Source organism: Tunicatimonas pelagia (genome assembly GCF_030506325.1).
In the GTDB taxonomy this organism is placed as follows: Bacteria; Bacteroidota; Bacteroidia; order Cytophagales; family Cyclobacteriaceae; genus Tunicatimonas; species Tunicatimonas pelagia.
In genome coordinates this window covers 3,007,906-3,032,407 of the sequence record NZ_CP120683.1, presented here as the reverse complement: position 1 = coordinate 3,032,407, position 24,502 = coordinate 3,007,906, and the positions used below count along the sequence as shown (strand labels likewise).

Annotated in this window: 19 protein-coding genes; 11 read left to right on the top strand and 8 right to left on the bottom strand. The window is 43.7% G+C overall.

Annotated elements, in window-relative coordinates; all coding sequences use genetic code 11:
* Positions 1-97: 97 nt before the first annotated feature.
* Positions 98-1,831 carry a DNA polymerase III subunit gamma/tau gene (locus P0M28_RS12845; RefSeq protein WP_302210311.1) on the top strand — a complete coding sequence of 578 codons (1,734 nt, stop codon included), beginning with the start codon at positions 98-100 and terminating at the stop codon, positions 1,829-1,831.
* Positions 1,832-1,836: 5 nt separating this feature from the next.
* Here P0M28_RS12845 and P0M28_RS12840 read toward each other — a convergent pair whose 3' ends face one another.
* The 3 genes from P0M28_RS12840 to P0M28_RS12830 all read right to left on the bottom strand — a co-directional run bounded on the left by P0M28_RS12840 (position 1,837) and on the right by P0M28_RS12830 (position 4,917).
* Positions 1,837-2,229: a response regulator gene (locus tag P0M28_RS12840; RefSeq protein WP_302210310.1), complete on the bottom strand. Its 393-nt coding sequence runs from the start codon at positions 2,227-2,229 to the stop codon at positions 1,837-1,839.
* 153 nt (positions 2,230-2,382) lie between these two features.
* The gene (locus tag P0M28_RS12835) at positions 2,383-4,272 is read right to left on the bottom strand and encodes a LysM peptidoglycan-binding domain-containing protein (RefSeq protein ID WP_302210309.1); all 1,890 of its coding nucleotides are present in this window, start codon (positions 4,270-4,272) and stop codon (positions 2,383-2,385) included.
* A 3-nt stretch (positions 4,273-4,275) separates the two neighbouring features.
* Positions 4,276-4,917 (bottom strand): O-methyltransferase, encoded by a 642-nt coding sequence (locus tag P0M28_RS12830; protein WP_302210308.1) that lies wholly within the window; start codon positions 4,915-4,917, stop codon positions 4,276-4,278.
* A 103-nt stretch (positions 4,918-5,020) separates the two neighbouring features.
* Between P0M28_RS12830 and P0M28_RS12825 the strand changes: the two genes are divergently transcribed.
* The 7 genes from P0M28_RS12825 (at position 5,021) to P0M28_RS12795 (ending at position 16,495) form a co-directional block, all read left to right on the top strand.
* Entirely contained in the window at positions 5,021-5,476 is a 456-nt protein-coding gene (locus P0M28_RS12825) for a MarR family winged helix-turn-helix transcriptional regulator (RefSeq protein ID WP_302210307.1), read from the top strand.
* On the top strand, positions 5,473-7,878 hold the full coding sequence (locus P0M28_RS12820) for a 3-hydroxyacyl-CoA dehydrogenase/enoyl-CoA hydratase family protein (RefSeq protein WP_302210306.1): 2,406 nt from the start codon (positions 5,473-5,475) through the stop codon (positions 7,876-7,878). Before P0M28_RS12825 ends, P0M28_RS12820 begins: the two co-directional genes overlap by 4 nt.
* A 699-nt stretch (positions 7,879-8,577) precedes the next feature.
* Complete coding sequence (locus P0M28_RS12815; protein ID WP_302210305.1) at positions 8,578-10,785, top strand: M3 family metallopeptidase; 2,208 nt, start codon at positions 8,578-8,580, stop codon at positions 10,783-10,785.
* A 147-nt stretch (positions 10,786-10,932) separates the two neighbouring features.
* The gene (locus P0M28_RS12810) at positions 10,933-11,517 is read left to right on the top strand and encodes an RNA polymerase sigma factor (RefSeq protein WP_302210304.1); all 585 of its coding nucleotides are present in this window, start codon (positions 10,933-10,935) and stop codon (positions 11,515-11,517) included.
* 25 nt (positions 11,518-11,542) lie between these two features.
* Positions 11,543-11,911 carry a hypothetical protein gene (locus P0M28_RS12805; protein WP_302210303.1) on the top strand — a complete coding sequence of 123 codons (369 nt, stop codon included), beginning with the start codon at positions 11,543-11,545 and terminating at the stop codon, positions 11,909-11,911.
* Between the two features lie 143 nt (positions 11,912-12,054).
* Entirely contained in the window at positions 12,055-14,196 is a 2,142-nt protein-coding gene (locus P0M28_RS12800) for an ATP-binding protein (protein WP_302210302.1), read from the top strand.
* 145 nt (positions 14,197-14,341) lie between these two features.
* On the top strand, positions 14,342-16,495 hold the full coding sequence (locus tag P0M28_RS12795) for an ATP-binding protein (RefSeq protein WP_302210301.1): 2,154 nt from the start codon (positions 14,342-14,344) through the stop codon (positions 16,493-16,495).
* 155 nt (positions 16,496-16,650) lie between these two features.
* Here the strand turns inward: P0M28_RS12795 and P0M28_RS12790 are convergent, their stop codons facing one another.
* Positions 16,651-17,514 carry a ThuA domain-containing protein gene (locus P0M28_RS12790; protein WP_302210300.1) on the bottom strand — a complete coding sequence of 288 codons (864 nt, stop codon included), beginning with the start codon at positions 17,512-17,514 and terminating at the stop codon, positions 16,651-16,653.
* A gap of 56 nt (positions 17,515-17,570) precedes the next feature.
* Entirely contained in the window at positions 17,571-18,740 is a 1,170-nt protein-coding gene (locus tag P0M28_RS12785) for a Gfo/Idh/MocA family protein (protein WP_302210299.1), read from the bottom strand.
* 203 nt (positions 18,741-18,943) lie between these two features.
* Here P0M28_RS12785 and P0M28_RS12780 point away from each other — a divergent pair, with 203 nt between their 5' ends.
* Positions 18,944-19,228, top strand: a complete 285-nt coding sequence (locus P0M28_RS12780; RefSeq protein ID WP_302210298.1) for a DUF6958 family protein — start codon at positions 18,944-18,946, stop codon at positions 19,226-19,228.
* A gap of 95 nt (positions 19,229-19,323) precedes the next feature.
* Positions 19,324-20,925, top strand: a complete 1,602-nt coding sequence (locus P0M28_RS12775) for an AAA family ATPase (RefSeq protein WP_302210297.1) — start codon at positions 19,324-19,326, stop codon at positions 20,923-20,925.
* Here P0M28_RS12775 and P0M28_RS12770 read toward each other — a convergent pair.
* Positions 20,914-21,597, bottom strand: a complete 684-nt coding sequence (locus tag P0M28_RS12770) for a DUF2306 domain-containing protein (RefSeq protein ID WP_302210296.1) — start codon at positions 21,595-21,597, stop codon at positions 20,914-20,916. The genes P0M28_RS12775 and P0M28_RS12770 overlap by 12 nt on opposite strands.
* 181 nt (positions 21,598-21,778) lie before the next feature.
* Between P0M28_RS12770 and P0M28_RS12765 the strand changes: the two genes are divergently transcribed.
* Positions 21,779-22,315 carry a DUF421 domain-containing protein gene (locus P0M28_RS12765; protein WP_302210295.1) on the top strand — a complete coding sequence of 179 codons (537 nt, stop codon included), beginning with the start codon at positions 21,779-21,781 and terminating at the stop codon, positions 22,313-22,315.
* On the opposite strand, the gene rsgA is transcribed toward P0M28_RS12765, so the two are convergent.
* Positions 22,316-23,224: a ribosome small subunit-dependent GTPase A gene (gene rsgA / locus P0M28_RS12760; RefSeq protein ID WP_302210294.1), complete on the bottom strand. Its 909-nt coding sequence runs from the start codon at positions 23,222-23,224 to the stop codon at positions 22,316-22,318.
* 11 nt (positions 23,225-23,235) lie between these two features.
* Positions 23,236-24,480, bottom strand: coding sequence for a 3-deoxy-D-manno-octulosonic acid transferase (locus P0M28_RS12755; RefSeq protein WP_302210293.1), 1,245 nt, complete (start codon positions 24,478-24,480; stop codon positions 23,236-23,238).
* Positions 24,481-24,502 lie beyond the last annotated feature (22 nt).

Sequence of the window (24,502 nt, the reverse complement as noted above, 5' to 3'; positions counted from 1 at the left end):
TGATTGCTAGATCCTTGTTTCTGTTTTTGGAATTTCATCACTTTTTTAAAGTACCCACTTCGTTTCAATCCGTTTGAAGAATTTATAAATTGCGTAGATGGAAAAATTCGTTGTTTCGGCCCGAAAATATCGCCCGACCGGTTTTGAACAAGTTGTCGGACAGGAGCATATCACTACTACCCTGCAAAATGCGATTGACCAGAATCATCTGGCGCAAGCCCTGCTGTTTTGCGGTCCGCGAGGAGTGGGAAAAACCACTTGTGCTCGTATTGTGGCTCGAAAAATCAACGGCTTCGACGAAGAATCTTCCACCAACGCCCTCAATATTTACGAACTGGATGCAGCTTCTAACAACTCAGTGGAAGACATTCGGAACCTGATTGACCAAGTGCGCTACCCACCTCAGCAAGGAAAATTTAAGGTGTACATTATTGATGAGGTACACATGCTATCGAATCAGGCATTTAATGCTTTTTTGAAAACGCTGGAGGAACCACCGCCTTACGCCATTTTTATTCTAGCAACTACCGAGAAGCACAAGGTTATTCCTACCATTCTGTCGCGCTGCCAGATTTACGATTTTAACCGGATTCAGATAGACAGTATGATGCGGCACTTGCAGAAGATTGCCGAGCGGGAAGGAATAGAGGCCGAAGAAGAAGCTTTAAACCTGATTGCTCAAAAGGCCGATGGTGCCTTGCGCGACGCGCTTTCTATTTTTGATCTGATTGTTACCTTTTCGGCTGATCGCCGGGTAACGTATCGGGAAACTATTCAGAATCTGCATGTGCTGGATTATGATTACTATTTTCAAATAGTAGACTTACTGCTAGAGCAGAAGTTACCTCAGGTGCTGCTAATCCTGGACGATATTCTCCGTCAGGGTTTTGATGGGCATAATTTCATAGTAGGCTTGAATGAGCACCTGCGTAATGTGTTGGTTTGCAAAGACTCAGCCACTTTACCGCTACTACAAGTATCAGACACGGTGCAAAATCGCTACCAGCAGCAGGCAGAGCAAGCTCCGCTCTCATTTTTACTTACGGCTATGAACTTGGCTGGACAGTGCGATTTGCAATATAAGAACAGCAAAAATCAGCGATTACACGTGGAGTTGTCGCTTATTAAAATGGCTTACATTGAGTCAGCAGTCCAGTTAGCCCAACAAAAACCGGCCCCGGCAGGTGATAAAAAAAAAGCAGCCACACCTCAGTCTGATGCCTCAGAAGTAAGCACATCCAATGACCAAAGTTCCGATCAGCCTCCAACATCAGGCGGAAGAGGAGCTACGCCCATGAGTCTCGGAGCAGCGCCTCGCTTACAGAGCACCATTCGAATTCCAAAATTAGGGCAGGCTCCGCCTCAACCATCATCCAACGGAAACGGTCACGCTACCAAAGCCGCTGAGGTAGCTGAATTAGACAATACTGTAGATACAGCAGTGTTAGAAGAAAAAACCGATCAGCCGGTTTCTCTAACTAAGCTAGAAGAAGTGTGGAAGGAGTTTATTGAGGAACGGCGAGCCGAAGGTAAAGAGATTGAATACGTACTACTTAACCAACCTATTAATCTGGAAGGCGATGGGGTGACTATTCCGCTCACATTTATTAGTCCCATTCAAGAAGATCAGTTTGATGGGGTGCGGGCTGAATTATTACAGCGTTTGCGCCGTCGCTTAGGTAATTCTCAGATCAACGTAAAGACCAAGGTGGTAAAAGAAGAGCGGGATCGTCGTCCTTACACTCCTTCGGAAAAACTCAACTATTTAAGTGAGAAACATCCGCTACTGCGAGAGCTTACCCAGCGCATGGGGCTTGACCCCGATTATTGAAGCCACTACAATTCATTGCTGATTACTTCTAAATCACTTTGGGTGAGTGGCTTAGTGATGTATTTTATCACTGCTTGGTTAGTAATAATTTTATCTACATCCCTTCGGTCTTCAGAACTAGACAAAATAATCACTTTGGGCTTTTGCTGAATCTCGGACGGTAGTGTTTCAAACTCATAAAGAAACATAAACCCATCCATAATCGGCATGTTAATATCCAAAAAAATCAGATCAGGGATTTCATCAGGTGACTGAGCATTTTCCTGGAGGTAGTCTAATGCTTGCTGTCCCGAGCTTTTCACTACAACGCGCTCAGCGAATGCAGTAAGTTCGATAACTCGTCGGCTGATAAAATTATCAGTATCGTTATCATCAATAAGCAACACCAAGTTAATCATTTACTAAGCCATTCTGTGATCTACCCACTATCATCCTAAATGTAAAGTTCAGTTGATATTTACCAAATAAAAAGCAGGATTCACTAAATACTAAATACACGTAAGGTTTTATTCTAAAATACAATCAAGTGGTGAACAGGGCGCTACTTATTGCTAAGGTTGAGCAACTCGCAATTGCTCACCTGCTTTAAGATTAAAGCTTTCCTTTTGGTTCCATTCCATTAGCTCTCGAATAGAAATACGGTACTGCTGAGCAATCTGATACATAGTTTCCCCGGTCTGTACTTCGTGATACTCTTTAACTGCGGTCGGTTCACTGCTTGAGGTCGGAAGAAGTAGCTTTTGTCCTTCTTGAATAGAGTCGTAGATTGATAGCTGATTGTGATCGGCTAGTTCCGCCACTGAAATATCGTACTGTTGGGCAATGCTGTACAACGTTTCCTTAGGACGTACGGTATGGGACGCAATAGTATTTTCTGACTCGTTTTGTATATCTTTAGTGGTATTATTTTGCGCTGGGTCGTTTCGCCAAGCTCGTTCAGATGCAATATCAGAATCTGATGGTTGTGCAGACGAATCCACGCTTATTGGTGTATCAGCTACTTCAGTGGTAGCTAATCTGGGGTCGGCCACGGTACTTTTAGTGGTTGTTTTGGCAGCCGATGCTAACGCCAGGGGTTGACTGGTTGATCCATCCGGACGGCGAAACTCAGCTGCAATGGTAGTAGGACGAATATAGCGTAGCCAAAGCACTTGGTAAGATTGAAGCGGTTCTTCTTTTCGCAAGCGGTTGTTTCTAAGTAGCTTGTTGAGCTTAATGCCAAATCGCTGGGAAACATTCCACCAATTTTCTCCTTCTTCGGCCACGTGGTAGTGAGCCGGGGCGCGGTTACGTTTTGGTCGTAAATAATACGGCTGCCCCGCCGTAATAGCTGCCTGCGGATGGCCCAAGTTATTGAATTTGATAATCTTGCTCGGTGGTACTCCGGTGCGTTGTGCGAGTCGCTTCACATCTTCACCTTCTTTGGCAATGACCGCCGGAATTCCGTTGACCAATAATTGCTCTTTCCCAAATAGTCGACGGGTCTTTATCATGGGAAAAGCTTCGGAGTTGAGTTTTTCGCCAGCCAGTACCGAGGCGGTCGCGGTCTGCTCTGGCGCAGGTTTTGTTGAGGGCGGATTATCCGCGTTATCTGCCAGCGGAGGTTCTCGCAAACGCCCGCTAAAATCAGGAACAATAACTGGGTAAGCTTTATCTTGAGGAACCTTTCTTTGTTTTAGCCAGGTGTTGTAGGGTTGAAGCTCATCTTCGGTCACTCGAAATTCTTGGGCAATTTCCCGCAGGGTTTTTCCACCTCCATTTTGATATACAAAAAGCTGAATTGGAGGGCTAGGATTTTGACCTACGGCACTTTCAAAAGCAATTTTATGTGAAAGGTATTTCAGTACGTACCAGTGAGCTTTTCCATCGAGTCGCATCACTTTTCTTCCATTGAAGCGTTTGTCCGCTTTTTTCAAGGCTCCGCCGGGGCCTTCGTAGTAGGCCATGAGGGCGTGTAGCCAATTGTCGAACAGGGCATTATTGTTTTTAAAATAGCGAGCGGCACCCCGAGTAGCTGTGATGATATTCATTCGCTCGTCCACGGCACTGTTGATAGTCAAGCCCACTTCCTCCGCTGCTGCAACTTTAAACTGCCAGTAGCCAATGGCGTTAGAACTAGAAACTGCATCGCCCACCAGAGCACTTTCTTGAACTACTAAATACTTAATGTCTTCGGGTACGTTTTCTTCACGCAGAATCTTCTCAATCAATGGAAAATAGGCATCGATACGATCTACTTTGGCGTTGAAGTATTTTTCGTAGCGGGTGAGGGCATCTACGTCGGTCTGCACTTTCTTACGGGCATCGGCGGTAAGTTCCAACCGCATATCAGCAAAATGAATGATTTCCGGTACCTTTGGCGATTCAGCCCGAGGCGATTCAGCCTGGGCAGAAAAGACCAAGCACAGCACTAAGCACCCCAGCATACTTATGTTTTTCATACCCTATTTTTTTTGAGCGACCATCAGTCCATCGCGTATTGGTAGGAGAACGTTTTCTACGCGAGAATCTTGTTGAACGAAAGCATTGAAATCTTTGAGCACCTGCGTTTTAGCATCAGCCTTTTTGCCAGAATCTACTACTTTTCCGTGCCACAACACATTATCGGCAATAATAAATCCACCGGAAGACAGCTTCTCTAATGCCAACTCATAGTAATTTAGATAATTGATTTTATCAGCATCAATAAAAACCAGGTCAAAGGGTTCCTCTAAAGTAGGAATGATCTCCAGCGCATGACCAATTTTGGTTTCAATAACATCTTGCAATTTAGCCCGCCGAATGTATTTCTGCACCATCTCGCTCAATTCCTCATTAATGTCCAGGGTAATCAGTTTACTACCGCTAGGCATAGCAGATGCCATCCAGATAGCTGAGTAGCCGGTGAATGTGCCGATCTCTAAAATGCGCTGGGGGCGAACCATGCGTACCAACATTGCCAGTACACTTCCCTGCACCGGGCCAGAGAGCATTCGGGGCATCAGTACTTTTAAGTAAGTTTCTCGCCGTAGCTCGCTTAGCAAAAGGGTTTCTGAAATGCTGTGCTCCCGCACGTAGTTCTCAATAGCAACCGATAGTAATTGCATAGCATACAAGTCTACAATAATCTGTTAGCATCGTCAATGATAGGCTAGACAAATTGTGAATTTTAGTATGCATGCCTACTAAAATTCAGTATATTTGCTTGCTATGAAGAAAGAACTGACGGTAGATTATAACATCAAAACAGCTTGGCACGCGATTTATCGCATGTACAATCAGCAAGCACTGAAGAACGACTTTACTACATCCATCGGCTACGTATTACTCAATATTGATTCTAAAGAAGGAACGCCCGCTACCAAAATTGCTCCATTAATCGGGTTAGAATCGCGCAGCCTGACCCGGATGCTCAAGAATATGGAAGAGAGAGGGCTGATTATCAAGCAGCCTGATCTGAATGACCGTCGCTCGGTACGGATTATGTTGACGGAACTAGGGCGAGAGAAGAAAGAAATATCGCGCAAAACCGTACTTAACTTCAATGACGCTGTTCGGGCAATTATTCCTGAGGATAAGATCAACACATTTTTTGAGGTCATTGATAAGATCAACAAAATCGTAGAAGAAGAAATAAATCCACCCGTTGTAACCACCACACCATGAAGAAACACAACATTACCAAGGTAGCCGTACTCGGTTCGGGAGTGATGGGCTCCCGCATTGCTTGTCATTTTGCCAATATTGGCGTAGAAGCACTACTGTTAGATATTGTTCCGCGTGAACTGACTGAGAAGGAAGAAAAGAAAGGACTGACGCTGGAAAGTCCGCAGGTACGCAATCGTATCGTAACCGAATCTTTCCAAAAAGCAGTAAAATCTAAACCTGCTCCGCTCTACCACAAGTCATTTGCCGACCGGGTGACGTTGGGCAATTTTGACGATGACCTAAGCAAAATTGCTGACTACGATTGGGTGATTGAGGTAGTTGTGGAGCGGTTGGATATTAAACAGCAACTGTTTGATAAAGTAGAGCAACATCGCAAACCGGGAACGCTAATTACTTCCAATACTTCGGGTATTCCGATTAATATGATGCTGGAAGGCCGTAGTGAAGATTTTCAGAAGCACTTCTGCGGAACCCACTTCTTCAACCCGCCCCGTTACCTGCGCCTATTGGAAATTATCCCGTCGCAAAAAACCGATCCGGAAATTGTAGATTTTCTGATGCACTACGGTGACCTGTACCTAGGTAAAGAAACAGTGCTTTGTAAGGACACTCCGGCTTTCATCGCCAACCGCATCGGGGTCTACAGCATTCTGTCTACCATGCACACCATCGAGAAGGTAGGACTAACCGTAGGCGAAGTAGATAGTTTGACCGGGCCACTTATTGGGCGACCCAAATCAGCCACCTTCCGTACGATGGATGTGGTGGGGCTGGATACGACCGTGAACGTAGCTAATAACTTATTCGGAGTGCTAAAGCAGGACGAAGCCCGCGATATGTTCCAGTTGCCGGGAATCATGAAAGAGCTGTATGACCGCAAATGGCTGGGCGACAAGACCGGGCAGGGCTACTACAAGAAGATTAAAGACGAGAAAGGCAAATCGGTTATTCAGGAATTGAACCTAGAAACCTACGAATACGGTGATCGCACCAAAGCCAGGTTTCCTTCGCTGGAAATGGCGAAGCCCAAAGATGATCTCAAAGAGCGACTGAAAATTTTGGTAACCGCTCAGGATAAATCCGGAGAATTTTACCGTGCTCATTTCTATGATACTTTCAAGTACTGCTCTAATCGTATCCCTGAAATTGCGGATGAACTCTACCGTATCGATCAGGCAGTGTGTGCTGGCTTTGGTTGGGAGTATGGCCCCTTTGAAACCTGGGATATGCTGGGCGTGAAGAAGACCCTGGAGAAGATGGAAGAAGCGGGCTACAAACCCAACCAGTGGGTGTACGACATGCTGGAAAGTGGTGCGGAAAGCTTCTACAAAGCCGAAAACGGCAAACGCCTGTACTACGATATCGATAGCAAATCCTACCAAGTAATTCCGGGTACCGATGAGTTTGTGTTGCTGGATACGCTGCGGGAAAACAAAGTGCTGTGGAGTAGTGATGGAGCTACTATCCTCGATTTGGGCGACGGCATTCTGAACGTGGAGTTCCACACCAAAATGAATACGCTAGGTAATGACCCGGTGGAAGCTATCAATCGTGCTATTGATATGGCTGAAAAAGACTACGTAGGCGTAGTGATCGGTAACGAAGGTCAGAACTTCTCGGCCGGAGCGAACCTGGCGATGCTGTTTATGTACGCCATTGAGCAGGAGTTTGATGAGGTAGATATGATGATCCGTCAGTTCCAACGCACCATAATGCGGGCTCGCTACTCTTCTATTCCGGTGGTAGTGGCTCCCCACGGTATGGCACTGGGGGGAGGCTGTGAGCTTACCCTACACGCTGACCACGTACAAGCTGCTGCCGAGACCTACACGGGTCTGGTTGAAGTAGGGGTGGGACTGATCCCCGCCGGAGGTGGAACCAAAGAAATGACCTTGCGAGTGTCTGACAGTATTGAAGCCGGAGATGTAGAGCTAAACGCGCTGCAAAATGCTTTTATGAACATTGCTACCGCCAAAGTATCTACCTCGGCTCACGAAGCGGTTGATCTCAACTATATACGTAAGCGCGACCGCATTACCTTGAACAAAACCCGTTTGCTAGCCGATGCCAAAGAAGCGGCCTTATCACTAGCTGAACAGGGGTATACTCAACCCACTCAGCGCAAAGACATCAAAGTGCAGGGCAAAGGCGGTATGGCGCTCTTCCTAGCGGGAATCTACGGTATGCGCCAGGGACGTTACATCTCGGATCACGATCAAAAGATTGCCGAAAAAATTGCCTACGTGATGTGCGGTGGCGAGCTATCGTACCCGCAAATGGTATCAGAACAGTACCTATTGGATTTGGAGCGGGAAGCATTCCTGTCTCTTTCCGGAGAAAAGAAAACGCTGGAGCGAATCCAGTCGCTACTGCAAGGCGGAAAACCGCTTCGGAATTAGCATAATCTATATTCGGCTTAAAAAAAGGGGTAATCTTAAATTAAGGTAACCCTTTTTCAAAATTAATTGTTAGACTTATTCGGCTCTGCTAATCAGTACTTTAGACTGAGTTAATAGTTCCAGAGTGCAGCCGCTATTCCAAGTATTTTTGTTTTTCAGATGGCTACACTTCAATCGACAACGATTTTTTAGTATTCTATATCGCTTCATTTTCCCAATAGCATACTCAACAAATATTCTTTCTTTACTCAATAGGTTGTTTTTGCCGTTGTAATACCGGCTTACGTAATAAATCCAGGTAGTTTTGTCTGAAAGTACCAAGGTAATATCAGTATGCGTTCCTTTCTTTCCACGCGGTGGGTGCCCACTGTATTTATTTCGCTGTAAATCCCGGAATGCCGGCCAATGACCTTGCGGACGCTCGGTGAGATTTTCCGTACCGTCAAAGACTAGCCGTCCGCTAATAGTTCATTTGCCTCTTTGACATGAAGCTCAAACGCGGCAACTGCTTGGAAAGACTGTTTTGGCATCACCTTTTTTTCTAAGGTTTGAACAATTGATTCAGAAAATTTTCTGAGATTATCCGAAGCACTGGATTTGAACACCCCAAACACATTTGTTTACTTTTCTGCTGCGAGTTCAGAAACACTTTATACGGTTATTTGCGTTATTCCATAGTACCTAACTGAAGAAGAAACTATGACACTACCCAACACTAGCATTTTTGCGCTCAGTATATGCGCGCTAATCCTTCTATCCGGTTTTCACCCTAAAAAAATAACATTGGATTCTAATTATTTAACTGACACTACTAATGTGCTTTTGCAAGAGTGGACGGGACCCTACGGTGGGGTACCTGCCTTCGATGAAATGACTGTTGAGGCAGTAAAACCTGCTCTGGAACAGGGCATGGCAATGAGCCTAGAAGAAATTAATGCTATCGCCAACAACCCCGAAGAACCCACTTTTGAAAACACTATTGTTGCGATGGAGCGGGCAGGCGAAGAATTGGGGCGAGTGTTTACCTACTACGGTATTTATAGTAGTAACCGTTCGTCACCCGAGTTTCGGGAAGTGCAGCAAGAGATGGCTCCTAAGCTATCCGAATATTCCTCAAAAATCTCTCAGAACGAAGCGCTATTTAAGCGGATCAAAGCCGTATACGAAAAAACTCAGCAAACTCCGCTGGGCGGCACTCCGCTGGAAGACGATCAGCAGCGATTAGTAGAATTGATCTACAAGCAGTTCCAGATGAACGGGGCTGAATTAGACGAAGAGAAGAAGAAACGCTACGCGGAGATTAATAAAGAGCTTTCCAAGCTTTACACCCAATTTTCCAATAACGTGCTAGCTGACGAGGAAGGCTACGTAACCTATCTTTCCGAAGATCAACTCAGCGGCTTGTCGGAGCCACTAGTTAATGCCTACGCTAAAGCCGCAGCGGATCGAGATAAAGAGGGAATGTACGCGGTAACTAATACTCGCTCATCAATGGATCCTTTTTTAACTTATTCAGATGAGCGGGACTTACGGGAGAAAGTGTGGCGTACTTACTATTCAAGAGGAGATAATGGCGATGAGCACGATAATAATAAGATCATCGAAGAAATTTTGAAGCTTCGCAAAGAGCGGGTCGGTTTGTTAGGCTACGACAACTACGCCGAGTGGCGTTTACAGGATCGGATGGCTAAAACCCCCGAAAACGCAATGGAATTGATGAATGCCGTGTGGCTCGCTGCCATTGCCCGAGTGGCCGAAGAAGTGGAAGATATGCAAGCTGTAGCCGATGCCCAAGGTGATGATATTACCATTAAACCCTGGGACTACCGCCACTACGCCGAGAAGGTTCGTCAGCAAAAGTACGATCTGGATTCGGACAAAGTAAAAGAATATTTGCAGCTAGATAAGCTTCGGGAAGCCATGTTTTTTGTGGCAGGTGAGCTGTTTAATTACGATTTCACTCCAGTGCCCGACGGAGAAGTACCCGTATTCCACGAAGATGTGAAAGTGTGGGAAGTGACCGATAAAACCTCGGGAGAGCATATCGGCCTATGGTATCTCGACCCATTTGCCCGCACCGGGAAGCGTTCGGGAGCCTGGGCGACTACCTACCGTCGCCATGCTACGTTCGACGGTAAAAAAACTGTGTTAGGCTCCAATAATTCTAACTTTGTGAAACCTGCTCCTGGCGAGCCAGTACTAGTTTCTTGGGATGATGCTACCACCTTCTTTCACGAGTTTGGTCATGCCCTGCACTACTTTTCGTCAGAAGTGCGTTACCCAACGCTTAATGGTGCTGTTCGTGATTATGTTGAGTTTCAATCTCAATTGCTAGAGCGTTGGCTTTCTACCGACCCAGTTATTGAAAATTACCTAGTTCATTATGAAACAGGTGAACCAATGCCCCAAGAGCTGGTCAACAAGATTAAGAAAGCGGCCACCTTCAACCAGGGTTTTGCCACTACTGAGTACCTAGCCTCTGCGCTAATGGACATGAAACTCCATCTGGCTGATCCAGAAAACTTGGATGCAGACCAGTTTGAGAAAGAGACACTAGCTGCTATGAATATGCCAGAAGAACTGGTGATGCGTCACCGTACTCCGCATTTCAGTCACGTATTCTCAGGTGAAGGCTATGCAACGGCTTACTATGGTTACATGTGGGCCGATGTACTTACTGCTGACGCTACCGAAGCTTTTGATAAGGCACCAAATGGATTTTATAACAAGGAATTAGCGGATAAAATGGTCAAATACTTATTTGCGCCCCAAAATTCCGTAGAGGCTTCTGAAGCCTACCGACAGTTCCGGGGTCGCGATGCTCAGATTGACGCCCTCATGCGCGACCGGGGCTTTCCCGAAAATACGGAGACCAGACACCGGAGTCTGGAGGACGGACGCAACTGATAAGAATAGAGAAAGGGAGAAGGGAGGACGAAGAATGAACAAATTATGGGTTTCCGTGTCCCGCCTTCCTTTCTCCATCTTCCGGTCTTCGGACTCCGTTTCTCAACTTTACAATTTTTTTCTCGTTAGTACGTCTTACTAATCATCATGAAAGCACTGAGTTTAACCGGTGGGTTGGTATCGAGTAAGGAAAATGAAATTAGTCTGGCAGTACAGCGCGAGCGTCCGCGTTTACTAAGCTTTATCCAGCAACGCATACCCGACCGAGAAGAAGCCGAAGATATATTACAAGACGTATTTTATCAGTTTACCGAAGCCTACCGTACGGTAAAGTCTATCGACCGGGTCACCTCCTGGTTATTCACTGTAGCCCGTAACAAAATCACCGACCGCTATCGGAAGAAAAAGCCCCGCAGTTTTAGCGAGCAAGCAGTAAGTTCTGAGGAAGGTGACACCGCCCTTCGGTTGGAGGATATGCTGGCTGACCTCAGTAATCATCCTGAAAGTGAATTGATGCGTTCTGTTATCTGGCACGCTGTGGAGGAAGCACTGGAGGAAATGCCTCAAGATCAGCGAGAAGTATTTGTGATGCACGAATTTGAAGACCTTAGCTTCAAAGAAATAAGTACTATTACGAAAGCTCCAGTCAACACGCTATTATCCCGGAAGCGATACGCAGTTTTATTCCTGCGAAAACGGCTACAAAACTTATACGACGACCTCCGCGATTAGCTCCAACTCCCTAATACTAAGAAAAATGAAACGCTACTGGATTTTGAAGATAATTGTCCTGAGTGCCTTAGCCATTTTGGCACTTAGTGCAGTTGTAATGTTACTTTGGAACTGGCTAGTACCATCGCTATTTAATGGCCCATCTATTTCATTTGGTCAGGCACTAGGTTTACTGGTGCTATCAAAGATACTTTTTAGCAGCTTGGGGCGAGGGCGATGGAGTGGCGGATACTCGGCTCGTAAACGCACGTGGAAGCGCCGATTTGAAGAAAAATGGCATAATATGACTCCTGAAGAGCGGGATAAGTTTAAAACTACTATGAAGCAACATTGCAGTAAATGGGGGTGGATGCCGTCAGCATCTACACCCAAGAACCGTAAAGAACCTGTATAATTGTTTTTTATACAACGTACTTTTATCTGCGAAAACAACTTTCCTCAAAATACTTTATTAACTTAATTGCAATAATCGACTATTTTGTAGTTAATCAGCGAATAGTTTATACTTTTTAAATAAGAAGTTCGTTGTATTCGGATATGAGTGGTTACCTGCCGGTTTTTCTTAGCTACTTATTCTTTTGCTTCAGTGGAGGAATAAGTACAGCTCAGTCTATTAATGCTGATAGTTTGGCGCGTGTTTACCTCGAGGCTGATGTTACGGAACAAGCTAACATACTAGGGCAGCTACGACAAACCCCTAAGCAAATGCTGATTCTGGGTCAGAAGGTAAAAAAGCGAGTGCAAGATTTGGGTATTTCTGATACTCTATCAAATATTGATTACGAAATAGCTTTTAGTCATTATAATAACGGTAACTACGACAGTGCTATTCAAATTCTTAACAATGCAATTAGCGCAGCTCGTAATGATGCCAATAAGTCATCTCAATTAGCTAAGATGCTCAACCTGGCCGGAGTTGCCTACGATTTTCAGGGGCAGTATGCCGAAGCACTGCAAAGTTACTATGAGTCTCTGTCCATTTGGGAAAGCCTAGAAAATGAAAATGGGCAAGGTATAGCTTATATTAATATTGGTAATGTCTATGCCTATCAGAAGGAATTCTATAAAGCCATCGATTATTACGAAAAAAGCCTTGAGCTAAGTTTAGCTAATCGCGATACCGTAAATATTGTTTATCTATACTCTAACATTGGTTTGATATGGCGTAAAAACCTTGATAGTCTGGAATTGGCGATGGATTATTACCAGCAATCTCTCGATTGGGCCAAACAACACCAGGATGAGCATATTAGAGCCACTCCTTTGTACGGAATTACGCACGTCCAAATAAAACGTGGTCAACTTGATGAAGCTTTATCTAATGCTCAGTACATTTTAGATATCGCTCAGCGCCAGCAAAACACCAACGCTAAATTACATGCCTGGCAGTTATTAGCCCATGTACGCTGGGCTCGGAAAGAGCGTAAAGCAGCTATTCGTGCCGCTACTCAGGCTTATAATCTAGCGGTAGCTAGCCAAGCGTTGATGGAGATCAACACATCTGGAAAGTTGCTAGCTGACTACTATTTTGAGCTAAAAGATTTTAAGAAAGCGTACGACTACCAAGCTATCCAAATGACTTATCAAGATAGCGTATACTCTATTGAGAAGAGCAAAATCATTTCTAACCTAGAACGCACCCGCGATAACACTAGGATTAAGATGCTGGAGAAAGATAATGCGCTGAAGAAAGCGCAAATTTCGGAACGGGAAGCGGTGATTGAACGGCAAATGGTATATTCAATAACCGCCTCGGTAGCTGTTTTGCTACTATTGGGTGGGTTGCTACTTTTATACCGAACCAATAAGCAGCGAAATAAGGTTAGCACACAACTATCTACTCAGAAGGAGCAGATTGCTAGAAGCAATGAGCAACTGACTCAGATGAATAATAGGCTGCGCCAACAACAGCAACAATTGCAAGAGCAGAATCAAGACTTAGTTCGGCTCAATAGCCTTAAAAACAAACTACTTTCTATTATCTCCCATGACTTCCGCAGTCCGTTAAGCTCGCTACAAGGAGTGATTGCCATGCTAAATAGCCACGCTCTTTCGGCGGAAGAAATTGAGCAGGTGTTTGAGTCGCTTTCCTCTAAAGTGGAAAATACAACCAACATGTTAGACAACCTCTTAAAATGGACGCGGAACCAGATGCACGGCATTCGAGTAGAACCCGAATATATTACCTTGTCTACATTAGTAGAGGAAGTGGTAAGTTCACAGCTTATTTTAGCTGAGAAGAAAGAGGTAACTCTCTACTGCAATATTGCTTCAGATTTATCGGTTTACGCCGACCCTGAGATGGTGCGACTTATTGTACGGAACTTAGTGTCTAATGCTATCAAGTTTACTTTTAAGAATGATTCTATTACGATAGGAGCCTTTCAAGATAACAATGAAGTAACTGTCTCGGTAGTTGACACTGGCATTGGTATGAGCTCAGAAGATATAAACCGACTTTTTCAGTTAAAGGAGCACACCACATACGGCACCGATAACGAGAAAGGGACCGGGCTAGGACTTATTCTATGTCAGGAATTTGTTGAAGTGAACGGTGGTAGAATTTGGGTAGAAAGTGAACAAGGAATAGGTAGCATGTTCCACTTTACTTTAGTTACTCACCCCAAACAGTTTCCTAATCATACATTGGATAAACAGCCTATAACTACTACAAACTGAATTTAATGTTTCTCAAAAAGGAATAAGCATAAAAATATACAATTAAATTTATTTTTGTACAATGTGCTTTTATTCCCTAAAGATTCTTCGCTCTCTACAATTTATTGTCTTTATTGCACAATAAGTTGTTTATGTAATTACTATTTTGCGTCGCTTTATTAGAAAAATACTAATTTCGGATACGGGTAAGAACCTCTCAATTGTGTTGGTTTGTTTGGTGTTCGTTCTTAGCGGAACAAAAACCACTGCCCAGCCTACTAATCTAGATAGTATCGTCAACCTCTACTTCCAATCCGAAGCAACCAAACGGACAAATATACTACTAGACTTACGCGAAAACCCTCAACAAATGTTGGCAGTAGGTCAACGCATTAAGTGGCAAGCTCAAGAACTTGGTATACCAGATACATTAGCGCAGGTTGACTATAATTTAGCATTTGCATATTACAATCAGGGAAGATACGATAGTGTTATTCAAGTACTTAGTAAGGTAACCAATGTTATTAGAGAAGATGACAGGTCCTCTTCTCATTTGGCAAATATGCTTAACTTGACTGGTATTGCATACTACCTAAAGGGGCAACATGTTGAATCGCTAAAGTGCTTTTACGAAGCCTTAGCCATTTGGGAAGAAAAGCAATTTAACAAAGGGCTAAGTAAGTTAATCACCAATATTGGCAATGTATATTACTACCGAGAAGAATACCACAAGGCAGTTAAGTATTACGAACGGAGCTTAGACATATGTTTAGCTATTCAAGATACTGCTAAAATTATCCATTTATACTCTAATATTGGTATGACATGGAATAAAAACCTAAACAGATCAGACTCGGCCATGGCATACTATCAGCGCGCTTTAGAATGGGCCAAGGTACAAGATGATGAATACATTGCATCAATCCCTCTGATTGGAATTACCAATGTTCAGATAAAGCAAGGACAGCTTGATAGTGCTTTGATTAACGCCAAACATATTTTAGAGATTGCCTTATCCATACAAAATATTAATGCTAAAACGTCTGCATGGCAGTTACTGGCTCAAGTGCGGGGGGCACGTAACGAGTACCAATCAGCAATTCAGGCCGCTACAGAAGCCTATAAGTTGGCTGTAACCAGTCAAGCCTCACTACAAATCAGTGACTTGAGCAGGATGCTGGCTGACTATTACGCTGAATTAGGTGAGTTTGAAAAGGCACATCAGTACAGAGCAACACAGGTAGCTCATCAAGATAGCATCTACTCTATTGAGAAAAGTAAAATTATTGCCAATTTGGAACAAGCCCAGGCAGATGCTAAAATTAAAGTATTAGAAAAAGACAATGCTCTGAAAAAGGGGCAGATTGAACGGCAAATGATCTACACCATTGGCACATCTTTAGTAGCGGTCTTACTGTTAGGAGCACTCATTTTAGTATATATCTCGTACAACTACCGGAAAAAGTTGGCCTCGCAACTGGAAGAGCAGCAAGAAGAGATCGTTACTAACAATGAGCAACTCATTCAGATGAATGATAAGCTTCAGCAACAGCAGCAGCAATTGCAACATCAAAACCAAGATCTTTTTAGCTTAAACCAGTTAAAAGATAAATTACTCTCTATTATTTCTCATGACTTCCGAAGCCCACTTAATTCGCTAAAAGGAATTATTAATATTCTCGATAGCGATGCGCTGGCACCTGAAGAAATACCACAGCTTTTTAGTACGCTTTCTACCACAGTAGACAATACTACTAACATGCTAGACAATTTACTAAAATGGACTCGCAGTCAAATGTCAGGCGTTAAGGTAAGTCCTGAGCGGGTTGTTTTATCTGAGATTATGAATGAAGTGGTAGTTAGCCAAACTACGACTGCTGAAAAGAAAGGCGTTGCCTTATTACAAGATACGAAAGATTCTATTTTGGTATATGCTGACCCTGAAATGGTTCGATTAGTTGTTAGAAATTTGATATCTAACGCCATTAAGTTTACCGATCAAGGGGGCTCTATTACAGCTAAAGCGCAGCAGCAAGGTGGGCAAGTGATAGTATCCGTAAGTGATACCGGGGTAGGTATTCAAACTAAAGATATAGATAAGCTTTTTCAACTGAATAATCATACAACGTACGGTACTGCCAACGAGAAGGGAACCGGTTTAGGTTTGGTGTTATGCCAAGAGTTTACGGAAGCTAACGGGGGAAAAATCTGGGTAGAAAGTGAACCAAGCCAGGGAACTACCTTTTTCTTTACTTTGCTAACTACGTCAGAGCAATTTCCTAAATACGTGCTAGAACAACATCCCAGCCAAACTGTTTGAAAAATAATAGTGGTTATTACGAATGATTTTGCAGGGCAAATTTTGCTAATTAGTTTAACCTTTCCTCTAACTACTTCTCGTGATAATGTCTAATAGCAGTATGTCTTCTGCAAATCACCAATCCATAAGCTAACGAACCTGTCAATTCCTCGTAATTAAGGTAGTTTGCCAGTCCATCGAATGGCATTCTCTAGCATTGTTAGGTGAAAGGGCTCTTCAAAAGCTGCTGCTTGGTGACCTAGCGCGGAGTAAAATACTCTTCCCTTCCCTACAGTTCGGTACCAAACAATAGGATGATCATCGCCCATGCCCCAGCCTTTATCCGTTACTAAAAAGCCGAAGTTTCCGCTGGGGTTGATCAGAGATTCATCTAGCGTGTAAAGTACGTCAGCATCACGCTCACGAGGGTTGGTGGAAAAGATGTACCATTCTTCTTCTCGTTCCCAACGGCCCGGTAAATCTTTCGCTACCGCATGATTAGCCGCGTCAGGTTCCAAATAAAGCATAGATTGCTGCATCTGAGGGTTAAGCGGATGATGAGAGAAATCGGCACCAATTACTTCTTGTTCATACCACTCCCATTGGTGCGAATTATCACCCGCCGCGTGAATACCTACAAACCCGCCGCCATCTTCCAGATACACACGAAACGCCTGACGCTGCTCTTCGTTCAGCACTTTACCACTGGTGTTGTTCCAGACTACTACCTTAAACTTAGCTAACTGCTCTGGGTTGAACACCGCACCATTATCCGTTGTAAATATCGACCAACCATTTTGCCTCACTATTTGTCTAAAAGCAGGCAGCGACGCTTCAATAGCATCACTGTGGCGGTAGCCATTCGTTTTAGAAAAAATAAGTATTGCATCTTCGGTTAGGTCAGTCGGCAGTTCGGGAGGAGTGGTTTCGTAGAAATTAAAGCCGTAGCGGGCTTTATAAATAAACAGACTCATGCCAATAACGGCTACGAGCACCAGCCCTGCTAAAGAAATACCTACAATTTTTAATGCTCTTTTCATGAATGCTATACTTACTTCTTGAATGGATTTGTGAAAAGTTTTTAGTATGTTACGTGTTACAGTGCTAGTGCCACTTCCCGGCCATTTTCCTCAATAGACTGATAAATCGCTTCAATAATCTTCATATCGCGCATACCCATTTCTCCGGTAGTCTTGATGGCTTCATCCTGCATAATACACTCAGCGAAACGATCCATGTGAACCGCCTGCTCTCGAATCTGAGGAAAGTCCATTGCTCCTTTACTGGTTTCTCCGATCAATGGTCCGTAGTGATAAGCTGGATCCAACTGAAACCAACCGTTTTCGGCTTCAGCCCGCAACAGGTTGTAGTTCTGGTTATAACTTGTTTTGCACTCGGCTTTTAGCCCACTGGGGAAAGTTAGGGTAAAGTGAATGGTTTCGTCTACTTCGCTAAACTTCTCCGTATCGGTTTTAAACTCTTTGGCCACTACCGAAATGGGTTCTTCACCTGAAGTATAACAAGCGGCTTGGATAGTATAAATGCCCACATCCATTAGTGCCCCACCGCCAGCTAGTTCATAGTCTAGTCGCCATTGGGTAGGGTCGCCAATGGTAAAGCCAAAATTATTCTGAATTCCTGTAAGTGAACCGAACACCTGCTCTTCAGCCAATCGCATAATTTCCTGGTTGAAGGGTTCGTAGTGTAGCCGGTAGCCTACCGCCAGTTTTACATTGTTTTTGTGGCAAGCATCAATCATCTGTTGGCATTCATCTACCGATACGGCCATCGGCTTTTCGCACATCACATGTTTACCAGCCTTTGCCGCCCGAATGGTATACTCGGCGTGCATAGAATTGGGTAGTACTACGTAGATGATGTCAATATCATCGTTATTGACCAGTTCGTCGTAGTTATCATAATTATAAATATTGCCCTCGGGGATATTATACTTTTGCTTCCATTCTTGGGCTTTGGAAGGAGTACCAGTGACAATGCCGGCGAGATAACACTTTTCCGTTTGTTTCAACGCAGGAGCTAACTGTCCGTTACTGTAACTGCCCAAACCTACCAAAGCCAACCCCAATTGATCTTTCCTCGCTGGGGCAGCACTAGCCTCACTGGTTGTTTCGGAAGATTGATTAGGCGAGGAGCAGGCCGAACCAAGTAAGCTCATCGAAGCAGATAAGAATAAACCAGCTCCGGTTCCCTGGGAAATACGTTTAACAAATTTGCGACGGGTAGGGTAGTAGGTAGATTTTTTCATAAGTTTACTCAACTAGTCGATTGTTCAATGGCTCAATGGTTAACTGCCATTATCCATTTTCAATTACTACTTATCAACTACCACAGCTAATTTAGGTAATTCGCCCAGCAATCATAGCCTACAGTATTTTTTATGTCTAAGCCCTTTGAAATGCCATCAGGTTTATCTATCCTGACAATGTAATGTACCCTAAAAAAACTACCATGAATGACCGAATTAAAACGCAACACCCCCAAGGTAAGCAAGGAGTCAATATTGAGAAGAGTAAACATGAACAGGTGAAAGCTGCTATTTTAGGTGCCCTCCAAGGAAAAGAGCTTACTCACACGGATTTAACCAACGAAGTATCTGAGTTATTGAAAGATTCGTTTGATGGTTCTATAGGATGGTACACCGAAACGGTAAAGCTAGATTTAGAGGCTCACCATTTGATTGAGCGAGACACCTCATTAAGTCCTGCCCGTTACCGGATTAGTTCGGTGGCTTGATTCGTAGGATTTTCTGTATTAAAACTGCCGGACACTTCGTTACCTCGCTAAAGCGAAATCTGATTTCGTATATTTACCTACGGAATTACTGAGCTATGCATATTACCCACTTGCAACTTATCAACTTCAAACGCTTTACTGATCTAACCATTGATCTGTCCAAGCTTGCTACTCCACCAAAACTGGTTTTATTGATTGGAGCCAACGGTAGTGGCAAGTCTTCAGTGTTTGACGCTTTTGAATCTCTTTCTAACTTTTCAAAGGATGGTCACAGTTGGACGAATACTAGAGACGATAGCGGATATTATCAAAAAGATACAAGTAAAGAACTATACATAAGGCCAATTATTCCTGAACTTGACCCGAGTCAGCCGAGTACTCCTGGCAATATCCCTAGGACAGCTTTTTATGGTAGAAGCTCTCTTCGACAAATTCCTAAGCTTGAGAAAAAACGAATGTCTAACTTTAGCTTAGAGAGTGATTCTGATCGCCCATTACGCTATATCGAGCGCGATAACCGCTTTGAGAATGATATTGAGATACTGACCCAGAAGATACTAGAAGAGGTATTCACCGGTTCAGATTTTGATGCCAAAAAGCTGAAGGAACGTTATCTGGAGCCGATTAATCAAAGTTTATTCCGAATATTTGGTGGACTAGATGCCTCTCTGTTAGAGCTGGTTTCTCTAAAACCTCCTTTAGGTGGAAATGTGGCTGATGTTCGCTTTAAAAAGGGTATTTCTGAGATTCACTACGATTTGCTGAGTTCGGGCGAAAAGGAAGTAATCAATATTCTGCTTAATCTATTCGTCCGGCGCGATACGTACAACGATACTATCTACTTTATTGATGAACTTGACCTTCACTTAAACACCAAGCTACAGTACGCATTACTGAAAGAAATTACTGAAAACTGGATTCCCAAGAATTGTCAGTTGTGGACTGCTAGTCATTCGTTTGGATTCATTGAGTATGCTCGCGAAACCGATCACTCGGCAGTTATTGATTTCGATAGTTTTGATTTTGACGAAAAGCATGTGCTGCTACCAGAGTCTAAAAATTCACTCGATATTTTTGATGTAGCCGTTCCAAAAGACACGATTTTCAATTTGTTTCACAACAAGGATATTATCCTGTGTGAAAATCAGAACGATCAGTTCTACAATTTGCTCAACCTTGAAAATAAACTCTTCGTTGGGGTTGCCGATAAAAACCAAGTCTTTATACAGGTCAAGCGAGATAAAAAATTTATGGGTTTAATGGACCGGGATTTTTTAGTCGATCAAGAAATCACGAAAGCTAAACGTAAATATCCGAATCTACGCATCTTGGAATATTACTGCTTTGAGAACTATCTCTACCACCCAAATAATATTAATGAACTCATTTCAGATTTCGATACTGAAGCTTATCAGCAAGAAATCTTTAAGCAGAAAGAAGATAAGAAATTGAAGATTGTATTAGAGATTAAAACTGTCAGGAACTCTTACGCAATTTTGAAAGAAAGTGACATTCGTGATAAAAACGTTGACACTATTGTAGAAAGTTTTTCTAGCCAGGAATTCGAGACTTATTATCGGTTCTTTGATATGAAAGCTAAGTTCAATAAAGAATTTATAGCTTCCCATAATTTGAGTGTTAAAGAGCTAGTAAGTACGAATTGGTTTAGAAATCGAGTTAAACAATTATTTAGCTAATTCTACTTGAGTACTAATCACTTTTCTCTTCCCCGCGAAGTACCGACGGCGCAAAACCGAAACCAGCGGAATACCAATGATAGTAGGTAAAAGCCAAGCGATAAACGCAGGGTCAGTTTGAGCATTACTCACTAGGAAGGCGGTACAGGCGGCAATATATGCTCCTGAAATACGGCTAATGTGGTAACGAATCCATCGTTTGTTAGTCATGGTTTTCCGACCGCTGAATAGCCGAATGTCCGATATTAAATCAACCATTAGCAGACTTCCGAATACACTTACCAGAATCAATATGCCCGTATTCTCGGTGCCAAACTGAGTAATGGTTTGCCAAACAGTAAAAATTAAGCCTAGTCCTACTAAAGCCAACAAACCCCAATCGCGTCGCTGTCCTCGGATAGCCCGTTGCCGCTTTAACTGTAGCCCCCGGTAGCCAGTGAGAGTAGAGTATAGCGTCAATAATCCCACCATTAGCAAGAAAGGGTTGAACCGGTAGGTAGCTAACCCGAAGGCTGAAAGTGCTACGAAGATCATGGCGTAATAAAAGACCTTACCGGTAGCATTATGCAGCTTTCCGCCTTTTTTGGCAGCAAAGGGAATAATCCCAACGATGAGGGCAATAAACCCAGCGGTAATGTGTAAGATCAAGATAATGGTTCGAATAGTTTCCATGCGCTGTATTTTTTGATAAAAGTAGTCGAGAGACTGCCTTGGTGCGAATGGAAGTTACTGAATGGTAAATGTAGCCGGACGAATCGTTAAAATTAGCCACTCAATCGTTCGGTCATCCCAACCGAATTACCTATTTTACCTTTTTGGACTTTGGTTATTTACTTTTTAAACTGTGTTTCTTATGAAAGAATGGATTTTTTCTTCGGCAGATGAGTTGCTTCCCACTCTGGTATCGGCTGTACTGATTTATACAATGGTCATTCTCTACACCCGTATTTTTGGCCTCCGAAGCTTCTCCAAGATGTCAAGTTTCGATTTTGCCATGACGGTGGCCGTCGGTACTATGCTAGCCTCGGCTATCGTCAATAAAAGCCCGAGCGTCGTCCAGAGTGGAATAGCTTTGTTAAGTCTGTACTTGCTCCAGTTAATTATAGCGTTACTGCGGCAGAACTTAAGTTGGTTCAGTAAAGTTGCGGACAATCAACCACTTCTTCTGATGGATGGCTCTACTATTCTTCACGAAAATTTAAAAAAATCTCAGCTTACCGAAAGTGATTTACGGGCGAAATTGCGGGAGGCCAATGTCTTAAACTATATTCAGGTGAAGGCAGTCGTTTTTGAAACTACGGGCGATGTTTCGGTGCTCCATACCAGTCAAGACACTGAACTTGACCCTGATATTTTACAGGGAGTACGAGGGGTATCCCGCCTTCAGTAGCTAGCGATGAGAATCTTCATCTTGCAGCATACTGAGATAGCTGTAGTAACGACTTTCATCAATCTCATTAGCTTCTACTGCTTGCCGTACCGCACAACCGGGCTCGTGCACGTGGGTGCAATCGTAGAATTTGCACTCGCCCAGCAAGGCTCGCATTTCGGGAAAGTAATCGCGTAGCTCGCCTTCGTTTATGTCCATCAAACCCAATTCTTTAATACCAGGAGTATCGATGACGAAGGTTTGATCTTCGATCTGAAACATTTCGGCGTAAGTGGTGGTATGTACGCCTTTGTTCGCAAAGGTAGAAACCTCCGATGTTTTCTGCTCAATATCCGGGTGGATCTGGTTAAGAATAGTAGATTTTCCTACGCCAGAGTGGCCGGAGAATAGACTTACGTTGCCAGCCAGATGCTCACTAAGCTGGTTTACATCTTCCGCATTCAGGGCCGAAATACTCAGGCTACGATAACCTATCCGCTCGTATAAGTCCATAATGGCCGCTTGCAGCTCCTGCTGATCCTCGTCCAGCACATCAGACTTATTGAAAACCAATAAGGCGGGAATACGGAATGACTCGGCCGAGACCAGAAAACGGTCAATGAAACCTAGTGAAGTACGCGGAAAAACCAACGTGACAATAAGAACGGCTTGGTCAATGTTGGCGGCCAGAATATGACCGTGATGTGCCTTGCGGGTTGATTTGCGGATGATATAATTCTCGCGAGGTAAAATTTCGGTGATTACCGCCGTATTTTCCTCATCATTTTCTTCTTTCACCGTTACGTGGTCACCTACTGCCACTGGGTTAGTCACCTTCAGTCCCTTTATTTTAAATTTCCCACGTAATCGGGCGGGGTACACCTGACCATTATCCGCTAGTACGCTGTACCACGATCCAGTCGATTTCATCACCAGTCCCTTCATGATAGATAACGCTCTAAGTAATCGACCACTTTTTGGGTAGCACCCGTGTGGGTTTGTACGTAGTTCTGACAGATTTCAGCTACTTGTTGCTGTTTTTCTTCATCGTTCCACACCGTTAAAAATTTGTAGCGCAAATCCTTGGTATCGTTTACGGTGACAGCTCCCTTTAGCTTTAGCAAATCGTTGGCTTCCCGTACATGCTGGTAGCTGCGGTTGCCAAAAAACAGGGGCATTCCGAAGGTGGCCGGCTCCAATATATTGTGCAGACTTTTTCCAAAGGCACCACCTACGTAAGCAAAATCGCCGTAGCGGTACAGCGAGGTAAGCATTCCTATATTATCAATCAGGAGCACTCGGTAATTGGATATGGTATTCTCCTTGGCCTGCGAGTAACGAATAATTTTGTACGGAATGCTTTTCTCTATGTAAGCCAAATGCTCTTCTCCAATATTATGCGGGGCAATGATAAATTTCATCTGCTCCTCAAACTCCCGGATAAACGGTAACAGCACTTCGGTATCAGGTGGCCAGTTACTACCTACCACCATTACTTTTTCATTGCCTTTAAACTCTTCTACCAACTCTATGGTCTCAGCCTGATGACAAAGAGCCGCTACCCGATCAAAGCGAGTGTCACCTGCTAAGGTAGTAGATCGGATACCAATGCTCTCTAATAACTTTCCTGTGAGTTCATCCTGCACAAAATAGTGCGTAATTAGCCGTAGCATCCTCCGATAAAAACCACCGTACCACCGAAAGGGTGTAGTATCAGGACGAAGTAGGGTAGAAACCGATATGCTGGGGATATCATCGTGTTTTAGTGCCCGTAGGTAACCGTACCAAAACTCATACTTAATAAAGATGGCCACTGTGGGGCGAACCAGTTTAACAAAGCGGCGGGCATTGAAAAAACCATCGAGGGGTAGATAGCAAACTAGGTTAGCCAACTCATAATCCTTCCGAACCTCGTAGCCGGAAGAAGAGAAGAAGGTAAGAATAATGCACGCGCTTGGGTATTTTTCTTTTAGAGCTTCAATAACGGGGCGTCCCTGCTCAAACTCACCTAACGAAGCACAGTGGAACCAAAAGCAAGGCTCATCTTGCCGTATTCTGGCAAAAGTTGCTAATTGCTTAAATATACCTTTATGCTCTCGCAAAAACTTCCGGTTTTTCTCCGAAAAGGGAGCCGATAGATATAGTCCGATTTTTAATAATGTAATCCCAATCTGGTATAGCCACATAAACAAGCTAAAAAAGTATACA